The organism is Polaromonas sp. P4_F9, assembly GCF_056401235.1.
Map to the genome: position 1 here is coordinate 26,126 of NZ_JBFUJT010000010.1, position 20,566 is coordinate 46,691.

18 protein-coding genes are annotated in these 20,566 nt (G+C 61.0%); 11 read left to right on the top strand and 7 right to left on the bottom strand.

Annotated features, from left to right (window positions below; genetic code table 11):
* The first annotated feature begins 27 nt into the window (after positions 1-27).
* Positions 28-1,557, top strand: a complete 1,530-nt coding sequence (locus tag AC1DUB_RS10610; RefSeq protein WP_477729587.1) for a SpoVR family protein — start codon at positions 28-30, stop codon at positions 1,555-1,557.
* Positions 1,558-1,613: 56 nt separating this feature from the next.
* Here AC1DUB_RS10610 and AC1DUB_RS10615 read toward each other — a convergent pair whose 3' ends face one another.
* Positions 1,614-2,249 carry a GntR family transcriptional regulator gene (locus AC1DUB_RS10615; protein WP_477729502.1) on the bottom strand — a complete coding sequence of 212 codons (636 nt, stop codon included), beginning with the start codon at positions 2,247-2,249 and terminating at the stop codon, positions 1,614-1,616.
* A 179-nt stretch (positions 2,250-2,428) separates the two neighbouring features.
* Here AC1DUB_RS10615 and scpA point away from each other — a divergent pair, with 179 nt between their 5' ends.
* From scpA to cuyA, 9 genes are all read left to right on the top strand, one after another.
* Positions 2,429-4,600 (top strand): methylmalonyl-CoA mutase, encoded by a 2,172-nt coding sequence (scpA, locus tag AC1DUB_RS10620; RefSeq protein ID WP_477729503.1) that lies wholly within the window; start codon positions 2,429-2,431, stop codon positions 4,598-4,600.
* Entirely contained in the window at positions 4,597-5,070 is a 474-nt protein-coding gene (locus AC1DUB_RS10625; protein ID WP_477729504.1) for a GNAT family N-acetyltransferase, read from the top strand. Before scpA ends, AC1DUB_RS10625 begins: the two co-directional genes overlap by 4 nt.
* Positions 5,067-6,095 carry a methylmalonyl Co-A mutase-associated GTPase MeaB gene (gene meaB, locus AC1DUB_RS10630; protein ID WP_477729505.1) on the top strand — a complete coding sequence of 343 codons (1,029 nt, stop codon included), beginning with the start codon at positions 5,067-5,069 and terminating at the stop codon, positions 6,093-6,095. Before AC1DUB_RS10625 ends, meaB begins: the two co-directional genes overlap by 4 nt.
* Before the next feature lie 31 nt (positions 6,096-6,126).
* The gene (locus AC1DUB_RS10635) at positions 6,127-7,659 is read left to right on the top strand and encodes an acyl-CoA carboxylase subunit beta (protein ID WP_477729506.1); all 1,533 of its coding nucleotides are present in this window, start codon (positions 6,127-6,129) and stop codon (positions 7,657-7,659) included.
* Between the two features lie 34 nt (positions 7,660-7,693).
* Positions 7,694-8,596, top strand: coding sequence for an alpha/beta fold hydrolase (locus tag AC1DUB_RS10640; RefSeq protein WP_477729507.1), 903 nt, complete (start codon positions 7,694-7,696; stop codon positions 8,594-8,596).
* Between the two features lie 24 nt (positions 8,597-8,620).
* Entirely contained in the window at positions 8,621-8,917 is a 297-nt protein-coding gene (locus tag AC1DUB_RS10645) for a helix-hairpin-helix domain-containing protein (protein ID WP_477716960.1), read from the top strand.
* A 2-nt stretch (positions 8,918-8,919) separates the two neighbouring features.
* Positions 8,920-10,968: an acetyl-CoA carboxylase biotin carboxylase subunit gene (locus tag AC1DUB_RS10650; protein WP_477716959.1), complete on the top strand. Its 2,049-nt coding sequence runs from the start codon at positions 8,920-8,922 to the stop codon at positions 10,966-10,968.
* Positions 10,965-11,465, top strand: a complete 501-nt coding sequence (locus tag AC1DUB_RS10655; RefSeq protein WP_477729508.1) for a VOC family protein — start codon at positions 10,965-10,967, stop codon at positions 11,463-11,465. The genes AC1DUB_RS10650 and AC1DUB_RS10655 overlap by 4 nt, the downstream gene beginning before the upstream one ends.
* Before the next feature lie 86 nt (positions 11,466-11,551).
* Positions 11,552-12,589: a D-cysteate sulfo-lyase gene (gene cuyA, locus AC1DUB_RS10660; protein WP_477716957.1), complete on the top strand. Its 1,038-nt coding sequence runs from the start codon at positions 11,552-11,554 to the stop codon at positions 12,587-12,589.
* A gap of 71 nt (positions 12,590-12,660) precedes the next feature.
* Here cuyA and rsxB read toward each other — a convergent pair whose 3' ends face one another.
* The 4 genes from rsxB to AC1DUB_RS10680 form a co-directional block, all read right to left on the bottom strand.
* Complete coding sequence (gene rsxB, locus AC1DUB_RS10665; protein WP_477729509.1) at positions 12,661-13,326, bottom strand: electron transport complex subunit RsxB; 666 nt, start codon at positions 13,324-13,326, stop codon at positions 12,661-12,663.
* Positions 13,327-13,398: 72 nt separating this feature from the next.
* Positions 13,399-13,989: a hypothetical protein gene (locus AC1DUB_RS10670; protein WP_477729510.1), complete on the bottom strand. Its 591-nt coding sequence runs from the start codon at positions 13,987-13,989 to the stop codon at positions 13,399-13,401.
* 29 nt (positions 13,990-14,018) lie between these two features.
* Positions 14,019-15,656 (bottom strand): hypothetical protein, encoded by a 1,638-nt coding sequence (locus AC1DUB_RS10675; RefSeq protein WP_477729511.1) that lies wholly within the window; start codon positions 15,654-15,656, stop codon positions 14,019-14,021.
* Between the two features lie 221 nt (positions 15,657-15,877).
* On the bottom strand, positions 15,878-17,347 hold the full coding sequence (locus tag AC1DUB_RS10680) for a polyhydroxyalkanoate depolymerase (RefSeq protein WP_477729512.1): 1,470 nt from the start codon (positions 17,345-17,347) through the stop codon (positions 15,878-15,880).
* 340 nt (positions 17,348-17,687) lie between these two features.
* Between AC1DUB_RS10680 and ygiD the strand changes: the two genes are divergently transcribed.
* On the top strand, positions 17,688-18,542 hold the full coding sequence (ygiD, locus tag AC1DUB_RS10685; RefSeq protein ID WP_477729513.1) for a 4,5-DOPA-extradiol-dioxygenase: 855 nt from the start codon (positions 17,688-17,690) through the stop codon (positions 18,540-18,542).
* A gap of 136 nt (positions 18,543-18,678) precedes the next feature.
* Here ygiD and AC1DUB_RS10690 read toward each other — a convergent pair whose 3' ends face one another.
* On the bottom strand, positions 18,679-19,278 hold the full coding sequence (locus AC1DUB_RS10690; RefSeq protein ID WP_477716951.1) for a nucleotidyltransferase family protein: 600 nt from the start codon (positions 19,276-19,278) through the stop codon (positions 18,679-18,681).
* Positions 19,251-20,447, bottom strand: a complete 1,197-nt coding sequence (locus tag AC1DUB_RS10695) for an amino acid aminotransferase (RefSeq protein ID WP_477716950.1) — start codon at positions 20,445-20,447, stop codon at positions 19,251-19,253. The genes AC1DUB_RS10690 and AC1DUB_RS10695 overlap by 28 nt, the downstream gene beginning before the upstream one ends.
* Positions 20,448-20,566 lie beyond the last annotated feature (119 nt).

Sequence of the window (20,566 nt, forward strand, 5' to 3'; positions counted from 1 at the left end):
AGAACAAAGCCGCGCGTGCGCTCCGGAATGCCGCAGGCGGAACTGCCGGCTATCGAGCGCCGGCCTGAGCGCCTGCCCAGCCCGCCGGACTGGTCTTTTGAGCTGATAGAGACCTATCACACCGAGATCGCGCGGGCAGCCCGGAAGTTCGGCCTGGACACTTACCCGGTACAACTCGAGGTGATCACGGCCGAGCAGATGATCGACGCCTATGCATCCGTCGGCATGCCGGTGAATTACCGACACTGGTCGTTTGGGAAGCAGTTCATTGCCACCGAGAAAAATTACCGTCGGGGCCAGATGGGTCTGGCCTACGAAATCGTGATCAATTCCGACCCTTGCATCGCCTACCTGATGGAAGAAAACACCATGCCGATGCAGGCGCTGGTGATGGCTCACGCCTGCTATGGCCACAACTCCTTCTTCAAGGGCAACTACCTGTTCCGCATGTGGACGGACGCCAGCTCGATCATTGACTACCTCGTGTATGCCCGTAGCTACATCGCCGAGTGCGAGGAACACCATGGGTGGGAAGCGGTTGAGGAACTGCTGGACTCCTGCCATGCCCTGATGAGCCACGGTGTGGACCGTTACCGGCGTTCACAGAAGCTCTCGCTGGCGGAGGAGGAGGCGCGGCGCAAGGACCGCGAGGCCTATTTGCAGCAGCAGCTCAATGATCTGTGGCGCACCGTGCCCAAGTCAGCGGACAAGCAGGTTGAAAAAACCAGCCGCCGCTTTCCGGTAGAGCCGGAAGAAAATATTCTTTATTTCATCGAGAAGAACGCGCCGCTGCTGGAGCCCTGGCAGCGCGAGGTGGTTCGTATCGTGCGCAAGATCGGTCAGTATTTTTACCCGCAGCGGCAGACCCAGATCATGAATGAAGGCTGGGCCACGTTCTGGCACTACACGCTGCTCAATTCCCTGTACGACGAGGGCTTGCTCACCGATGGCTTCATGATCGAGTGCCTGCGGTCGCACACCAACGTCATTTACCAGCCGCCGGTCACACACCCGGCCTACAGCGGGATCAACCCCTATGCGCTGGGCTTTGCCATGTTCAGCGACCTCAAGCGAATTTGCGTTGCGCCGACCGAGGAAGACCGTCAATGGTTCCCCGACATCGCGGGAACCGACTGGCTCAAGACGCTGGATCACGCCATGCGGCACTTCCGGGATGAAAGTTTCATCGGGCAATACCTCTCGCCTCATTTAATGCGCGAGTTCCGGCTTTTCTCCATATTGGACGATGCCGCCGAGACAGAGCTGGAAGTTGCGGCGATCCACGACGAAGCGGGTTACCGGCGGGTGCGTGAAGCGCTGTCGCGCCAGCACGACCTGAATCACCGCGAGCCCAACATACAGGTCTGGAACGTGGACGTTCGTGGCGACCGCTCCCTCACCTTGCGCCATTCGCGCAACAATGACCGTCCGCTTATTGACGAAGCCCAGGAAGTGTTGAAGCATGTGGCCCGCCTGTGGGGTTTTCGGGTGCTGCTCGAGAGTGTGGACAAGCACGGGAAGGTGCTGCAGCACTGGGAGGCGCTGCCACACGTCTGAACGACTGGGACTGTGTGGTCGGGAGCGAGAGGCCGCCCGGCAGGGCTTGCTCTTTCCTAAGCTGCCGCTTCCAGTCCATTCCTGAAATGTTCGCGCATGCGCTGCGCCGTGCCCTCGGCGTCGCGCGCCGCCAGCGCCTGCATGATGGCCCGGTGCTCCTGCAGCGATTCTTCAATGCGCCCGGTTTTGAGCAGGGAATTGTGGCGATTGAGCTTCATCACCTTGCGCAGGTCGGCGACCATCTGATCGCGCCAGCGGTTGTTGGCAATTTCGAGCAGGCGCATGTGAAACGCTTCGTTGATCTGAAAAAAGCGTTCGCGGTCGACCGCTGCTTTTTCCAGTTCCTGGTGCAGGCCCTGCAATTCCTTGAGCTGGGCCGCAGTGGCGGTTTCGGCCACGACGCCAGCGGCATCGCTTTCCAGCAGTGCCAGCAGGTGGTAGACGTCCTCGAGGTCACGCTCGGAGACCTCGGTGACGTAGGCGCCGCGCCGCACTTTCATGGTGACCAGCCCTTCGGTGGCCAGCACCTTCAGGGCTTCGCGCAGGGGCGTGCGGCTGATGCCGTATTCCTCCGCCAGTTTGAGCTCGTCAATCCAGCTGCCCGGGGCCAGTTCGCGGTTGAAAATACGCTGACGCAAAAGTTCGGCGACTTCCTCGTAGAGCGCTCGGGGGGTCAGGGACGTTGCGGCCATAGGGGTGACTGGTTGGATGCTGGCGTGACGCCTGGTGGCGTCGGATGTTGTATTTTACGTCAAACTGAATTTTGCATCAATAATTATAAATAATGTAAACTTGCTGAATTGTTAAAACGCAAGGTAAACAGGTAAAGTGGTTCGATAGAGTGCTTCGATCCTCTTGCCGCACACCCGTCATGAGCTCCAAAAAACCTTTCCCCCAGCCCGATTTCAATCCCGCCAGCCTCGAAGCATGGGCCAAATCGGCAGCCAAATCAGCGCCTGGCGGTGATGTGAGTGCGCTGAACTGGCAAACACCTGATGGCATCAGCGTCAAGCCGCTTTACACCGCCGAGGACATTGAGGGCCTGACCTACACCAACACCTTGCCGGGCTTTGAGCCCTTCATCCGTGGTCCGCAGGCCACCATGTATGCCGTGCGTCCCTGGACGATCCGCCAGTACGCCGGGTTTTCCACGGCGGAAGAATCCAATGCGTTCTACCGCAAGGCGCTCGCTGCCGGCGGGCAGGGGGTCTCGGTCGCCTTCGACCTGGCCACGCACCGCGGCTATGACAGTGACCATCCGCGGGTGACCGGCGATGTCGGCAAGGCCGGCGTGGCGATCGACAGCGTGGAGGACATGAAGATCCTGTTCGACCATATCCCGCTGGACAAGGTCAGTGTCTCGATGACGATGAACGGCGCGGTGCTGCCGGTGCTGGCCGGCTATGTGGTGGCCGCTGAAGAGCAGGGCGTCTCGCAGGACAAATTGAGCGGAACCATCCAGAACGACATCCTCAAGGAGTTCATGGTCCGCAATACCTATATCTACCCGCCTCAGCCCAGCATCCGCATCATCGGCGACATCATCGAGTACACGGCACAGAACATGCCGAAGTTCAATTCGATTTCAATCTCGGGCTACCACATGCAGGAAGCCGGCGCCAACCAGGCGCTGGAGCTGGCCTTCACGCTGGCCGACGGCAAGGAGTATGTGAAGACCGCGCTGGGCAAGGGCCTGGACGTGGATGACTTCGCCGGGCGCCTGAGCTTCTTCTGGGCCATCGGCATGAACTTCTACCTGGAAGTCGCCAAGATGCGGGCCGCGCGCCTGCTGTGGTGCCGCATCATGAAGGGCTTCAACGCCAAAAGCCCCAAATCGCTCATGCTGCGCACGCACTGCCAGACCTCCGGCTGGAGCCTGACCGAGCAGGACCCCTACAACAACGTCGTACGCACCACCATCGAGGCCATGGCCGCCGTGTTTGGCGGCACGCAGAGCCTGCACACCAATTCGTTTGACGAAGCGATTGCGCTGCCGACCGAGTTCAGTGCCCGTATCGCCCGCAATACCCAGCTCATCATCCAGGAAGAAACCCACATTCCGCACGTGATCGACCCCTGGGCCGGCAGCTACATGATGGAAAAACTCACCCAGGACATGGCTGATGCGGCCTGGGCCATCATTGAGGAAGTCGAAGCCATGGGCGGCATGACCAAGGCGGTGGACAGCGGCTGGGCCAAACTCAAGATTGAGGCGGCTGCGGCTGAGAAGCAGGCGCGCATCGACAGCGGCAAGGACGTGATCGTCGGCGTCAACAAATACAAACTCAAAACCGAAGACGCGATTGAGTCGCGCGACATCGACAACGTGGCTGTGCGCGACGGGCAGATTGAACGCCTGAAGGCCATCAAGGCCGGGCGCGACGGGGCCGCCGTGCAGGCCGCGCTGGACGCATTGACCGCTGCGGCTGAAAATAACCACGGCAACCTCCTGGACCTGAGCATCAAGGCCGTACGTCTGCGCGCCACTGTGGGCGAGGTCAGTGATGCACTGGAGAAGGTTTACGGGCGCCACCGCGCCGATACGCAAAAGGTGACCGGTGTGTATGCAGCTGCCTATGACTCGGCCGAAGGCTGGGAAACCCTCAAATCTGAAATCAACGCCTTTGCCGAGGCACAAGGCCGCCGGCCCCGCGTGATGATCTCAAAACTGGGCCAGGACGGCCACGACCGCGGCGCCAAGGTGGTGGCTACGGCCTTTGCCGACCTGGGTTTTGACGTCGATATGGGGCCGCTGTTCCAGACGCCCGAGGAATGTGCCCGCCAGGCGATTGAAAACGACGTGCACGCGGTGGGCGTCTCGACGCTGGCCGCCGGACACAAGACGCTGGTGCCGGCCATCATCGCCGAACTCAAAAAGCAGGGCGCTGACGACATCATCGTGTTTGTCGGCGGCGTGATTCCGCGGCAGGACTACGAGATGCTTTACGAGGCAGGCGTCAAGGGCATTTACGGCCCGGGTACACCGATTCCGGCCAGTGCCAAGGATGTGCTGGAGCAGATCAAGGCTGCGGTGAAGGCTTGATCCAGGTCATGCTCTCTCTTGCCCCCGTTGCTGCCTGCGATTTCGAGGAGATGCTGGCAATTCGCATGGAGACCCTGCGCGAAAGTCTTGAGCGCTTGGGGCGCTTTGATCCGGCCCGTGCGCGCGAGCGCCTGGAGGCTGGATTTGCGCCGGAATACATGCGACACATTGTGCAGGGTGACCAGCGTGTGGGCTACATCACGCTGCGTCCGGCATCCGGGCAGGTGCCGCGCACTTTGCAGCTGGATCACTTGTACATCCGGCCCATTTTCCAAAGCGGAGGCATAGGCGCATGGGCGCTGGATTGGGCCAAGGCGCAGGCTGTCCTGCAAGACTGTGACATTACATTGTCTGCACTGAAACAAAGCGCAGCCAATCGCTTTTATCTACGCCACGGATTCATTCAGGTTGGCGAAAGCGAGTTTGATCTTGATTACCGCTGGTTCCAATCACGCGGAGTGCCGGCGTGAGTACGCTTGAATCGATCATTCACGGCGCGGCGCTGGCCCAGCGCCGCGCCATCGCCAAAGCTATTACCTTGCTGGAGTCGACGCGCGCCGACCACCGCGCCCAGGCCGATGAGTTGCTCACCAGTCTGCTGCCCTACACCGGCAAGTCGTTCCGCCTTGGCATCAGCGGCGTGCCAGGCGTTGGCAAGTCCACCTTTATTGAGGTGCTGGGCCTGTATTTGATAGCGCAGGGCCACCGCGTCGCCGTACTCACCATCGATCCGTCTTCTACCGTCTCCGGCGGCTCCATCCTCGGCGACAAGACCCGCATGGAAAAACTGTCGGTCCACGAGCGCGCCTACATCCGCCCCAGTCCGTCCAGCGGCACGCTGGGCGGCGTGGCCGAGAAGACGCGCGAGGCCATGCTGGTCTGCGAAGCGGCTGGCTATGACGTGGTGATTGTTGAAACCGTGGGTGTCGGCCAAAGCGAAACCGCCGTCGCCAACATGACCGACATGTTCGTGCTGATGCAACTGCCCAATGCCGGCGATGACCTGCAGGCCATCAAGAAGGGCGTGATGGAGCTGGCCGACCTGGTGATCATCAACAAAGCCGACCTAGATGCCGACGCCGCCATGCGTGCCGAGGCGCAAATCACCTCGGCCATGCGCCTGTTTGGCCTGGTCAACAATGCCATGGGAAGCGCACAGGCCGGTGAGTTTGACAAACACTGGCATGCCCGCGTCGTCCAGCTCAGTGCGCTGCACAACAAGGGCGTCGACGCCTTCTGGGCAGCGGTGACGCAATTCAAGAACCTGCAAACCAGCGATGGCAGGCTCGCGGAGCGCCGCCGCCACCAGTCGCTGTCGTGGATGTGGGAGCGCATCGATGCCGGGCTCAAACAGGCTTTCAGGCACGACCCGGCCGTCAGCGCGATGCTGCCCGCACTGGTGGCCCAGGTGGAGAGCGGCAGCATCCCCGCCTCAACCGCAGCACGAAATCTGCTTGCAGCCCAATTGGGACGTGCGTCGGCAGCCATCAAATAAAGAGCATCTCAAAAGGTATAGAAAGTAAACCATGCAAGACATCCTCGAACAACTCGAAAAAAAACGCGCAGCAGCCCGCCTCGGCGGCGGCCAGAAGCGCATTGACGCCCAGCATGGCAAGGGCAAGCTCACCGCGCGTGAGCGCCTGGAGCTGCTGCTCGACGAAGGCACCTTTGAAGAATGGGACATGTTTGTCGAGCACCGCTGCACCGACTTCGGCATGGCCGACAACAAGGTTCCCGGCGACGGCGTGGTCACCGGCTACGGGATGATCAACGGTCGGCTGGTGTTTGTCTTCAGCCAGGACTTCACGGTATTTGGCGGCGCACTCAGCGAAGCCCATGCCGAGAAAATCTGCAAGGTGATGGACCAGGCCATGAAGGTCGGCGCGCCGGTGATTGGCCTGAACGACTCGGGCGGCGCGCGCATCCAGGAAGGCGTAGCCTCGTTGGGCGGCTATGCCGACGTGTTCCAGCGCAACGTGATGGCCAGCGGCGTGATCCCGCAGATCAGCATGATCATGGGCCCCAGTGCGGGCGGCGCGGTGTACTCGCCGGCCATGACCGACTTCATCTTCATGGTCAAGGACAGCGCCTATATGTTCGTCACCGGCCCCGAGGTGGTGAAGACCGTCACGCACGAAGAGGTGAGCGCCGAGGAACTGGGCGGTGCCATCACGCACACCACGCGCAGTGGCGTGGCCGACCTGGCCTTCGAGAACGATGTCGAAGCGCTGTTGATGCTGCGCCGCCTTTACAACTACCTGCCGCTGAACAACCGCGAGAAGGCCCCGGTGCGCCCCAGCGCCGACCCGGCCGGGCGGATGGACCTGAGCCTGGACACGCTGGTGCCCGAGAACCCCAACAAGCCCTACGACATGAAGGAGCTGATCGTCAAGACKGTGGACGATGGCGACTTCTTCGAGATCCAGCCCGAGTACGCCAAAAATATCGTCATCGGCTTTGCGCGCATGGAGGGCCAGTCGGTCGGCATCGTGGCCAACCAGCCGCTTGTGCTGGCAGGCTGCCTGGATATCAAGAGCTCGATCAAGGCCGCGCGCTTTGTGCGGTTTTGCGATGCCTTCAACATTCCGGTCATTACGTTTGTCGACGTGCCAGGTTTCATGCCCGGCACCAGCCAGGAATACGGCGGCATCATCAAGCATGGCGCCAAGCTGCTTTACGCCTATGCTGAGTGCACCGTGCCCAAGATCACGGTCATCACCCGCAAGGCCTACGGCGGTGCCTACGACGTGATGAGTTCCAAGCATTTGCGCGGCGACGTGAACTTTGCCTGGCCCAACGCCGAGATCGCCGTGATGGGCGCCAAGGGCGCGGTGGAAATCATTTTTCGCGAAGACAAGGGCGACCCGGCCAAGCTGGCGGCCAAAGAGGCGGAATACAAAGCCCGCTTTGCCAATCCGTTTGTCGCCGGCGCACGCGGCTTTATCGACGACGTGATCCTGCCGCACGAAACGCGCAAACGCATTTGCCGTTCGCTGGTCATGTTGCGTGACAAGAAGATCGAGAACCCGTGGCGCAAGCACGGGAATATTCCGCTGTGATGCAAATCGCCAAACCCATGAGCGTTCCTTTGACATGGCCAGCCTGAGCATCTGGCTTGACGCCAAACTGGCCGCAGGGTCCGTCAAGCAACATCGTCAAATTCAATCACCTGCGCTCAACACGCGGTGGCTGCAGACACCCGCCGGCACGATGCGCGTATTTGACTCTGGGGGTGACAAGCCTTGCGTTGTCATGGCCCCCGACGGCCCGAACGTGCTTGAGCATTACCAGGGCTTGTTCGCCTTGTTGGCGCCGCAGGTGCGCGTGGTGTGTTTTGACATGCCGGGCTTTGGATTTTCAGCGCCGAGTGCAGCGTATGACCACTCGCTGGAACAAGGCGCAGCGGCCATCCTCTCGGTTCTGGATCAGCTGAATATCGCCAAAGCGACGCTGGCTTTGAGCTGCGCCAATGGGTTCTACGCAATGCGGGTGGCACAGCGCGCGCCGCATCGCGTCGCCAGTCTTTTGCTGTCACAAACGCCATCGGTCGAGGCCATGCACCGCTGGACCGAGCGGGTCGTGCCACGGCCTTTGACGGTGCCCGTGCTGGGGCAGCTGGTGAGTCGGGTATTTCGGCAAAAAATGGCGGTGTCCTGGTACCGCATTGCATTGCCCAAGACGACCGACGGCGCGCCATTTCAACAAACAGCACGCCACGCCTTGCGCTGCGGCGGCTGCTTCAGTCTGGCTGGTGTGGTGCAAGGTTTGATACGCGAGTCCGTCGATGCCACCCAAGGTATCGGCACACCCTGCACCGTGCTGTGGGGCAGTCAAGACCGCTCGCATCGGCTGACCGACCCGCTGGCTATCCTGCGCGATGTCCCGCATGCCGAGGTCGTCCGGTTTGACGATTGCGGTCATTTCCCTGATCTGGAAAACCCGCAACTGTTCGTTCAGACGCTCTTGTCACAGATGGCCCGCTACAAGCACGCTTGAGATTGCCCAGCTCAACGACTCACCATGCCCAAAGCCGAAACCGCCGCCCGCGCCAAAGTCTTGACGGACATTCCGAACATCGGCGCGTCGATTGCACAAGACCTGCAATCGGTTGGCATCAACACGCCGGCGGATGTGGCACACATGGACCCGCTGGCGGTGTTTGAAGCCCTGCGCACCCCCATGGGCCATCGCCATGACCCCTGTGTACTCGATACTTTTATGGCAGCCAAGAAATTCATGAATGGTGGTCCACGCCAACCTTGGTGGGACTTCACGGCAGAGCGCAAGGCGCTGCTGGCAAAACACGATAGGAGATAAACATGTTTACGAAAATACTGATTGCTAACAGGGGAGAGATCGCCTGCCGCGTCATCCAGACCGCCCGCAAGATGGGCATCAAGACGGTTGCCGTCTATTCCGACGCTGACAAGGACGCGCGCCATGTGGAGCTCGCCGACGAAGCTGTCAACATCGGCCCGGCGCCCAGCCGCGAGAGCTATTTGCAGGCCGACAAAATCATTGCTGCCTGCAAGCAGACGGGTGCGCAGGCCATACATCCCGGCTACGGCTTTCTGAGCGAAAACGCCGAGTTTTCGAAGCGGGTGGAGGAAGAGGGCATCATCTTCATTGGGCCCAAGCACTATTCGATTGCCGCGATGGGCGACAAGATCGAATCGAAAAAACTGGCGGGTGCAGCAGGCGTGAACTGTATCCCCGGTGTGAACGATGCCATTGAAACCGCCGAAAAAGCGGTGGAGATTGCCAGGGGGATTGGTTACCCGGTGATGATCAAGGCCAGCGCAGGCGGTGGCGGCAAGGGCCTGCGGGTGGCCTTTAATGACAAGGAGGCGCTGGAGGGCTTTACCTCTTGCCGAAACGAGGCGCGCAGCAGCTTTGGCGACGACCGCGTTTTTATTGAAAAGTTTGTTGAAGAGCCGCGGCACATTGAAATCCAGTTGCTGGGCGACAGCCACGGCAATGTGGTGTACCTCAACGAGCGAGAATGCTCGATCCAGCGCCGCCACCAGAAGGTCATTGAAGAGGCGCCGTCGCCCTTCATCAGCGACGCCACGCGCCGGGCCATGGGCGAGCAGGCGGTGGCGCTGGCCAAGGCGGTGAAATACCAGAGCGCCGGCACCGTGGAGTTCGTCGTTGGCAAGGACCAGAGCTTTTACTTTCTGGAAATGAACACTCGCCTGCAGGTGGAGCATCCGGTAACGGAGTGCATCACCGGGCTGGACCTCGTGGAGCTGATGATTCGCGTGGCGGCCGGCGAGAAACTGCCGATCGAACAAAAAGACGTTCAGCGCAATGGCTGGGCCATCGAATGCCGCATCAACGCGGAAGACCCATTCCGCAGTTTCCTTCCGAGCACCGGGCGCCTGGTGCGCTTCCAGCCGCCCAAACAAACCATGTTTTCGGCCGACCCCTCGCAACTCTTTGGCGTGCGGGTCGACACCGGCGTGCAGGATGGCGGCGAAATCCCGATGTTCTATGACTCGATGATTGCCAAGCTCATCGTGCATGGCAAGGACCGCCACGATGCGATTGCCAAAATGCGCGAGGCGCTCAATGCATTTGTGATCCGCGGTATCAGCAGCAACATCCCGTTCCAGGCGGCGCTGCTGGCGCACCCGAAGTTTGTCGCGGGGGATTTCAATACCGGATTTATCGCGGAAAACTATGGCAAGGGTTTTCGTGCCGAGGATGTGCCACATGACGACCCGGACTTCCTGGTGGCGCTGGCAGCCTATGTGAATCGCCGCTTGCTGGGCCGGGCTGCGGGCATCAGCGGCCAGCTGCCGGGCCACGGCTTGACGGTGGGGGAAGAGTTTGTGGTCATCAGCCTGGGGGCGGACGGGCAGAACAGCCCGCGTCCGGCGCTGGTTCGGGATTATCAAGCGGAGTCTGGCTCCAGCGTCGTGGAAACGGGTGACAAGTGCTATGAAATATGTAGCGGTTGGCATCTGGGCGGCGCCCGCATCCGTGGCACGGCGAACGGCCAGCCCTTCGCGGCCCAGGTTGAGCGCGGCGTGGGCAAAAACCCGTTGGCCATCCGCATTGCGCACAACGGCACACGGCTGGATGCCCTGGTGCTGTCGCCTCGTGCCGCACAGCTTCATGCCCTGATGCCCTACAAGGCGCCTCCCGACATGAGCCGCTATGTGCTGTCGCCGATGCCAGGCCTGCTCGTCGAAGTGGCCGTGCAACCGGGGCAGAAGGTGCAGGCCGGGGAACGGGTCGCGGTGATTGAAGCCATGAAAATGGAAAACGTGCTGTTTGCCGTGGCTGACGGCGTGGTCGGCAAGGTGCTTGCAGCGAAGGGTGAGTCGTTGGCAGTGGACCAGCCTATTGTGGAGTTCGCATGATGAATCAGACCCCCACGCTCGGCACTGCTCAGCGCCCCTTCAATGTTTTAGGCATCCAGCAAATCGCCATAGGCGCAACCAGCAAGGAGCGTCTGCGTACCTTGTGGGTCGACATGCTGGGCCTGCAGGTCACCGGCAATTTTGTCAGCGAGCGCGAGAATGTCGATGAAGACATTTGCGCCATGGGCAGCGGCCCCTTCAAGGTCGAGGTGGATCTGATGCAGCCGCTGGACGCGGCAAAAAAACCGGCCGTGCACACCACACCGCTCAATCATGTTGGACTCTGGATTGACGACCTGCCCAAGGCAGTGGAATGGCTGACGGCGCAGGGCGTGCGTTTTGCCCCGGGGGGCATACGCAAGGGGGCCGCCGGCTTTGACATCTGCTTCCTGCACCCGAAATCAAATGACGAGTTTCCAGTTTCGGGAGAAGGCGTGCTGATCGAGATGGTGCAGGCGCCGCCGGAAGTGATCAAGGCATTCGCCGCCATGGGCTGAACGGCCCCGCACCGGCGGGCGAATCGGGCAGGCGGCACAATACAGGCTGCTTTTTTATAAAACCGATTCGTCTGGAGCATCGTTTCATGGACTTGAGCCGTTTCCCTCGCCGTCGTTACACCCAGGGGCCAACGCCGCTGGAGTTTCTGCCTCGCTTCACTGAAGCACTCCGCGCCACTTGCCCCTCCGGCAGTGGCCCCAATATCTGGATCAAGCGCGACGACATGCTGGGCCTGACGCCCGGCGGCAACAAGACGCGCAAGCTGGAGTTCCTGGCTGCCGACGCACTGGCCCAGGGGGCCGACACGTTGATCACCTGCGGCGCGCCGCAGTCCAACCATTGCCGCGCCACGCTGTGCGCCGCCATCAAGGAAGGGCTCAAATGCCGCTTCGTGATTGAAGAACGGGTGCCCAATAGCTACAAGCCAGAGGCCAGCGGGAACAACTTTCTCTTCCGCCTGCTGGGCGTCGAGGCCATTACCGTCGTGCCTGCGGGTACGAACATGATGGAGGCCATGCAAAAAGTCGCCGCCGACCTGGCCAAAGAAGGCCGCAAGGGCTACATCGTGCCGGGCGGTGGTTCCAACGCGGTTGGCGGCCTGGGCTACGTGGCCTGCGCGCAGGAACTGCAACAACAGTTTTTCGAGCAGGGTGTGCAGATCGACAAGATCGTCGTGGGCTCCGGCAGTTCGGGCACGCACGGCGGCCTGCTGGCCGGCTTCCTGGGCAACCACATCCACATTCCCCTCATCGGCATTGGCGTGAGCCGCGACCCGGCGGACCAGGATCCTCTCGTGCACAAGGAAGCCCAGGCCGTGGCTGACCTGCTGGGCCTGAACATGACCATTCCCCGCGAAGCGGTCGTGAGTTTTGGCGACTGGTGGCGGCCCAAGTATTCGGTGCCCAACCAGGCCATGGTCGAGGCCGTGCAAATGCTGGCGCGCACCGAGGCAATTTTGCTGGACCCGGTGTACACCGGCAAGATCATGGCAGGGCTGATCGGACTGGCGCGCAAGGGCTATTTCCGTCAGGATGAAAACGTGCTGTTCATCCACACCGGAGGGGCACCTTCGCTGCATGCCTACGAGGCCGAGGTCTTGGGCCTGACTGAATTGCGGGCTTGAATGGCTTGAGTAGCCGAAACAGGTGAAGGGCTTGGCCCGAGCTTGTGTCGTGGCCTGCCCGAATTTTTCGGCTATGGTTTATTTTGTCGCTGTGCCCGGGCCCGGGCCAGCGCCGCTTCAATCACCGCACGCTTGCGCTCCACGATAGCGATATCCGACTCCGGCCGTGCAGGCAGGCCCGCAGCCGGAAGCTCTGGTTTTTTCTCCGCACTTTCAGGTTTTTTGGTGACCTCAACCTCGTCTTTCCCCAGTCTTTTGCTGTGAAAGATATAGCGCGCGAGGGCGGTGTCGGCCGCTTCCTGCGACCAGGCACCCCAGCCGGTACGCGTGCCCGTGACATTTTCCAGGCTGATGCAGTCGACCGGGCACAGCGGGATGCAGAGCTCGCAGCCAGTGCAATAAGGCTCGATCACGGTGTGCATCATTTTGTTGCTGCCCACAATGGCATCGGTCGGGCAGGCCTTGATGCACAGCGTGCAGCCTATGCACCAGGCTTCGTCGATGATGGCAACCCCCCGCGGGGCTTCGGTGCCGTGGACGGGGTTCAGTGGCAGAACGGGCAGCCCGGTGATGCTTGCCAGCCGCTGGATACCCTTGGCGCCGCCGGGCGGGCACTGGTTGATCGCGGCTTCGCCGCTGGCAATAGCCTGCGCATAGGCCGCGCAGTCGGGATAGCCGCAGCGGGTGCACTGCGTTTGCGGCAATGCGGCATGGAGTCGGGCAGTCAAGTCGTTCATGAGGGTGTGCGGCGGCCGGAGATGATAAGCCCTTGTTCAGGCCGGTGTGGGGAATTGTTTGATCGGGTCGGCTTATTGCTGGGYCGGAATGGAAATCACGCGTTGGCCGTCGGGCATTGTTTTTATGTCTGCCGCCTTGGTGTTCTTTTTCGTTTTTCCGACCTGCACCGGGATGGCCAGCGCTTCGGCCATTTCCCCGGACCGAAGGTACACATGAATGTAATGCAGTCCTTCGCTTTGCGGCACCAGGCTCAGCACATAGTCCACTGACGCCGCCGTTTGCACCGCATTGCTCGCCGGCAGGTTGCTGTCCAGGCGCAGGCCGCCGCTGGGAGCCAGTTCGATGGTCAGTGGCTGTCCGGAGGCAGGGCGCTGCACCTTCAGGCGCACCTGGCTTCGACCGCCCACGGTGGGACTGTCGACGGCATAACGAATGCGAACACCCATGCTGGTCTTGGCGGTACGCGCCAGCCCGGTGGCGGTCTCTGCCGGCTTGCCGGCGACTTGCTGTTGGGCCGCTGCGGGCTGGCCAGCAGCCATACCGCCACCGGCAAGGGCAGGTGAGGACAGCATGCAGGCCAGCACGCAGACCGGGATGAGGGGGGAAAGAGGGGAAGGGGAGAGAACTGGGGAAACGGGGGAAAGAACCTGGCTATTTTTCATGGCGAACTCCTGGGCCCACGGCGTCCTGGTTACTGCACCGTCAGGCTGAAGCAGGCGCTGGTATTGCCGCCGCTGGACGTCGGGCGGAAAAGCCTGAAATCGGTGATGGCCAGCACATAGTCACCAGCCGGCAGATTCCAGTTCGCCGTTTCTGAATTGGACACGGTCCCGTTGGCCTCCAGCAGCCGGCCCGCGCTGTTGTACAGGACGAAGTCGGGATCGCTCACATTGGTGGTGCTGCTGCTTTGCGCGACAACGACGGTGCGGTTGCCCGTCGGCAGCGTCAGGCGGACGTGGCGATATTCCCCCGCCTTGTTGGCGTCAAGGTAGGGATCGACCGCATTGCCCACGCACACATTGGCGAGGACGGTATTGAGCGAACCATAGGTGAGGTAGATCGGATTGATGTTGGCAATCACCGGGCTGCCGAAGTTGGTCTCATTGTCGGCATAGGGTGTCGTGGGTAGAGCGATGCTCTGCGTGGCCAGAATGCTGGCGACGAGGGCATTGTTGGACGTGTCATTTGCAAGCGCCCGGGCAAATGAGTGGATGCTGGAGAGAGCCGCTGAAACCTTCAGCCCCGTCTTCAGGGTGCTCCAGACCTGGCTGAAGCCAATCGACGCGTGGTTGCTGAAATCCCAGAACATCTTTTCCACGCTGTGTTCCTTGAACCAGCCCGGGTTGGTGCTTTCGCCGACGGACACATTGAAACTGCCGCCGCTGGCCTGGCTGGGCCCAATCGTGTCTGAGTAAATCGGGTTGTTGAGCGCAATGCCCGACCAGCCGTTGCTCCAGCCTTCCGAGAACGCCACGCGCAGGTCAAGGGGGTCGTCGGGCCCCCCATGCAGGCCACCCACCGAGTCGTCGCGTGCGAAGGCTTCCTGCAGGTAGTGCCCGAGTTCATGCGCCACCACATGCGTGTCGTACTCGTCGGTGTCGTTGTCGGCAAATCCCAGGAAGTAGAGGTTGCGGAGCACGGTGTTGCCGCTTGTCGAACGCTGGTAAGACGACGTCCCTATTTGTCCCAACGCAACATCGCCATTTGACGCAACATTGTTGGGACTCCAGTTCACAGTCAGTTTGGGAAAGCTGACGGCCGGATCTACCGAGATGATTTTCTGGGCGGCCTGGTAAATCGTATCCAGAATCGCGAACGGGCCCGCGGCACGCTCGGCATCGATGTAGGCGTTGCCGTTCCAGCCCGAGGCGGCGTGGAGGTTCTGGGTCAAGGCGGGGCTGACGCCGGTTGCAAAGGGGGCACCGTCAATGGCCCACTGCGCACCGGCACTGGTATTGTCGATCACCGATATGTCGGCTGCATTGCCGCCAATCGCCTTCATGGTGGCTTTTGCGCGAATAAACACGGTTCGTCCAGCTGCCAGGGTAAAGGTGTAGTCGCCTGCGGCATTGGTGCTGGCCGTGGCCAGGATCGACTGGGCGCCCGCATCGACCGCCTCAACGACGACTGAACGCGCAGGCCGGCGGGCCGTGTGGTCATAGTCGAGCCGCGGAAGCGCGCCTGTGAGTGCGACGGGCACGAAATCGAAGGTGACCTTGCCGCTGACCACCGTCGGGCCGCCTGTGCCGGAACTGGAGGACCCGCCGCCACCGCCACCGCAGGCTGCCAGCAGGAAACACAGCACACAGGCACCCGCCAGTTGTCGCATTTTTGCTTATCCTCGAACGAAGTATCAACAGGCGCCACGACAAGGTTCGCCGTCACGGCGCGGCCCCTTCATGCCGGGGCCTCATGCCATTCATTGGTTACCCGGCCCGGCGGTGCATTGCTTGAACTCAATCCTGAACCCGTGCCCGCACCGGCAGCAGCTATCCAGGTTTAGGGTGAAGCGGCTTCGTAAAGTTCAAACACCAGAGCAGCTTGTTTTGATCAGCTTGTTCTGCGCACCGTCTTTGTGGCTCCACGGCCTGACGGTTTTGCCGCCGCTTTTGCGGTTGGTTTTGCAGTTGATTTTGCCTTTGAGGCGGCTACTGGGGCCACTTTGCCGGCACTGCGTTTCACCGTGCCGCCCGATGGCGCGGCTGGCTTTGCCGGTTGTACAGCCAGAGGAGGCGACGTGTTTGCGGCCTTGCGCTGGCCGTGTTGCTCAGAAATGAAGGCTTTGACCTGCGGGTAAACGATCTCGCGCCAGCGGCGGCCGCTGAAGATGCCATAGTGCCCGGCACCTTTGACTTCCAGGTGTTTCTGGCGGGCCTTCGGAATGTTGTAGCAGAGGTCGTGGGCGGCTTCGGTCTGGCCAGAGCCGGAAATGTCGTCCAGTTCACCTTCAATGGTGAAGTGGGCTGTCGTTTTGATGTCTTCGGGGCGTACGCGTTCGATCTTGCCGTCCACGCCCACGACATCCCAGGTACCGTTGACCAGCTTGAATTCCTGGAATACGGTGTTGATGGTGTCGAGGTAGTAATCGGCGTCCATGTCGAGCACCGCGTTGTACTCGTCGTAAAACTTGCGATGGGCTTCCGCGCTGGCATCGTCGCCCTTGAGCAGGTCCTTGAAATAGTCGTAGTGGCTGCTGGCGTGGCGGTCGGGGTTCATGGCTACAAACCCGGTATGCTGCAAAAAGCCGGGGTAGACCCGCCGTCCCGCACCCGGAAAGTTGCTGGGCACCCGGTAGATCACGTTGTTTTCGAACCACTCGAAGCTCTTGTTCATCGCCAGGTTGTTGACCGCGGTGGGCGACTTGCGTGCGTCAATCGGCCCGCCCATCATCGTCATGCTCAGGGGGGTCAACTCGCCGCGCGACGCCATCAGCGAAATGGCAGCCAGTACCGGCACGGTGGGCTGGCAGACGCTGATGACATGGCAGTTGCCATAAATGCCCTGGAGATGGCGAATGAATTCCTGCACATAGTTGACATAGTCGTCGAGGTGGAAAGAACCCTCGGACAGGGGGACTGTGCGGGCGTTTTTCCAGTCGGTGATGTAGACCTTGTGGTCCTTGAGCATGGTTTTGACGGTGTCGCGCAGCAAGGTGGCGTAGTGGCCCGACAGCGGCGCCACGATCAGCACCGCCGGCTCGCCCTTCAGGCCGGTCAGCGTGGCGGGGTCGTCGGTGAAGCGCTTGAAGCGTCGCAGTTCGCAAAAAGGTTTGTCGATTTCCACCCGTTCGTGGATGGTCACATCCGTGCCGTTCACATCGATGGTCTTGATGTCGAATGCCGGTTTTTCGTAGTCTTTGCCCAAGCGGTAAATCAGGCTGTAGCCGGCGGCTACACGCTGCGCAAAAGGGTTTTGCCCCATCGGCGACAAGGGGTTGCTGTAGAGCTTCGCAGCCGCTTGCGCAAAATCAACAAAAGGCTCCATCAACGTGCGCTGGGCTTCATAGACTTGGTAGAGCATGGGACAAACCTTCGTAATTTCTGGATTAATTTGGGGCGAAATCTGGGCGAAATCGGTGCATGTTGCAGTGCAATATAACAGGCGTTGACCCCTTCAGGCCTAAGGAGTACTACCCATTTGGGGCCGTTTTTAACAGGGATTCGGCCAAAGCGCCACTTGTGTAGGGCTGCTGACTTCACTTGGTGGTGCGGCTTCGGCCTCCGGTCCTCCGATTCCCCAAAAAGAACTGGCCGCCTTGTCCCGCTGGCAACAAGTCCCTGTTTGCAAGGCTTAATATCTGAATATCTTTGCGAACCGGTAATGTCCCCGGTGCTGCAACACCCCGCTACAGGAAAACACCATGCTTCCCATCCCTGACGCCGCCACGCTGGACCGGCTCGCATCCCTGAAGAAATCAGAAAGAATGCCGGTGCTGTTTCTGGGTCATGGCAGTCCCATGAACGTGCTTGGTGACAACGAATACCGGCGCAGCTGGCAGGCTCTGGGCGCCGAATTCGGCTCCAGGTGGCCTCGTCCGCAATTGATTTTGTGCATTTCCGCGCACTGGCTGACCGAAGGCTGGTGGCTGACGGCCATGGCGCAGCCCAAGACCATCCATGACTTTGGCGGTTTTCCGCAGGAGCTCTTTGACCAGCAATACCCTGCACCGGGCGACCCCGCGGCGGCGCAGGCCATCAGCCTGCTGGTGCGGCAGCGCGCCTCGGCACCGCTGGGGCTGGACGTGGGTGAGTGGGGACTGGACCACGGAAGTTGGTCGGTACTCAAGCCCATGTTTCCCGATGCGGGCATCCCGGTCATTCAGCTCAGCATGGATTACAGCCGGGCGCCCGAGGACCACTATGCGCTGGCGCAGCAGCTTAAGCCACTGCGCGACCGGGGCGTGCTGATCGTGGGCAGCGGCAACATCGTCCATAACCTGCGCCAGATGCAGCGGGGTGCCACTGGCAGCCAAGCCTACGATTGGGCCCTGGAATTTGACCAGACGATTGGCGGCTACCTGCAGCAGGGTAACCTCGCCGCCCTGCAGGGTTTCCAGAAGCTCGGGCAGGTGGCCAAAATGGCCCACCCGACCCACGAGCACTATCTGCCGCTGTTATACGCGGCGGGAGCCGTCGAGGCCCGGGAGCCGATGCGTTTTTTCAACACGAGTTTTCAGGCCGGCTCGATCTCGATGCGCTCGGCCATTTGGGGGTAATTAGTGCAAAGGGCCTTCATGCCCAGTGCTCAGGCTGTCCTGAATTTGCTATTAATTCGACAGCATGATGTGTATCTATTCAGGGGGTTGCAGCCGTTTTTTCGTCAAGAAAATCTCAAGGCGGCCAGCAAGCTGTCTAGTGGCGGATTTCGAGCCAACTCCAGCGTGCCTGATAGTCCAGCGCCTTTTGCTCGAACAGCGGGCGATGGTTGCACAGCGGGTTGGGGCTCAAAAGCCCTTGGTACAGTCCGTCCAGGCCGTTTGGCGCATAAAGCTCGAGGCCTGAAGGGCCCGGCTTCAAGCCCACGCAGGTGCAGCGCACCAGAAAACGGTCTATGCCCTCGCGCGAGCTGCGCAGGGCCGGGTAGGGGAAACCGAAATACGCTTCGTACCAGGTATGGACGCGGGCCTGGTTTTTAGCCTCGATCAGCACGCCAAGGTCGGAAAAGCAGGCCTGAACCTGTTGGTTGACCCGGGTTTCGGCCGACTCCGACAGGTCGGTGGCGTCGAAATAGAACAGGTCATAGTCTTTGATGCCGATCCCGGGTTCGCGGCCTGAACGCAGGTTCCAGGCGGTCTGGAACAGACAGCCCGCCACCAGCCAGGCATCGGGCAGGTTCAGGCGGGGAAGGCGATCCAGGATCGCGCGGTTGTGCGGGTTCTCAAGCACGTCCCGGGCGAACTGTTCGCCGTCGGCCGGCACGGCGCTTAGATGACCTTGGCGATGGACGCGCAAACGTAGTCGATGTTCTTGCTGTTGAGCGCGGCCACGCACATGCGGCCGGTGTCGGTGCCGTACACGCCAAACTCGTTGCGCAGGCGCACCATTTGGTCTTTGGACAGGCCGGAGTAGCTGAACATGCCGATCTGGGTGGTGATAAAGCTCATGTCCTGCTTGACGCCAGCGGCCTTCAGGCCGTCGACCAGTTTTTGGCGCATGGCCTTGATGCGAACCCGCATCTCGCCGAGTTCCTTTTCCCACAGCGCACGCAATTCGGGGTTGTTCAGCACCGCAGCGACCACCGCGCCGCCATGGATGGGCGGGTTGGAGTAATTGGTGCGGATCACGATCTTGAGCTGGCTCAGCACGCGGGCGGCTTCTTCCTTGCTCTTGCACAGCACGCTCAGGGCGCCGACGCGCTCACCATAGAGGCTGAAGCTCTTGGAGAAGGACGTGGAGACGAAGAAATCCAGGCCGGAAGCCACGAATTTTCCGATGACGGCGCCGTCTTCGGCAATACCGTAGCCAAAGCCCTGGTAGGCCATGTCAAGAAAGGTCACAAGGTCTTTGGCCTTGACCGTGGCAATCACCTGGTCCCACTGGGCGGGTGTGATGTCGTAGCCGGTCGGGTTGTGGCAGCAGGCGTGCAGCACGACGATGGTGCCGGGTGCGGCGGCGTTCAGGCTGGCCAGCATGCCTTCAAAGTTCACGCCGCGTTTGGCCGCATCGTAGTAGGCGTAGGTGTCGACCGTGAAGCCTGCATTGGTGAACAGGGCGCGGTGGTTTTCCCAGCTGGGGTCGCTGATCAGCACCTTGGCATCGGGGTTGAGGTGCTTGAGGAAGTCTGCGCCGATCTTCAGGCCGCCGGTGCCGCCGATGCCCTGGACCGTGGCAATACGGCCGGAAGTGACAGGCTCGCTGTCGGCGCCAAATACCAGGCCCTTGACGGCCGCGTCATAAGCGGCAATACCGTCAATCGGCAGGTAACCCCGGGCCGTTGGCGTGGCCATCATGGTTTTTTCAGCGGCTTGCACGCATTGCAGCAGCGGCAGCTTGCCGTTGTCGTCGAAATAAACACCTACTCCGAGGTTGACTTTGGCCGGGTTGGTGTCTGCGTTGAACTGCTCGTTCAGGCCCAGAATCGGGTCACGCGGGGCCATTTCGACAGCGGTAAACAAAGACATGAAAAAATCCTCAGGAAGTAATGAAAGAAAGAATCAGCGGAAGAGAGCGGAAGAAGCAATCAATGCAGGCAGGCCGGTTTTACGGGGTTTACTGCGGAGCGGGCATTTCGGGGGTTTTG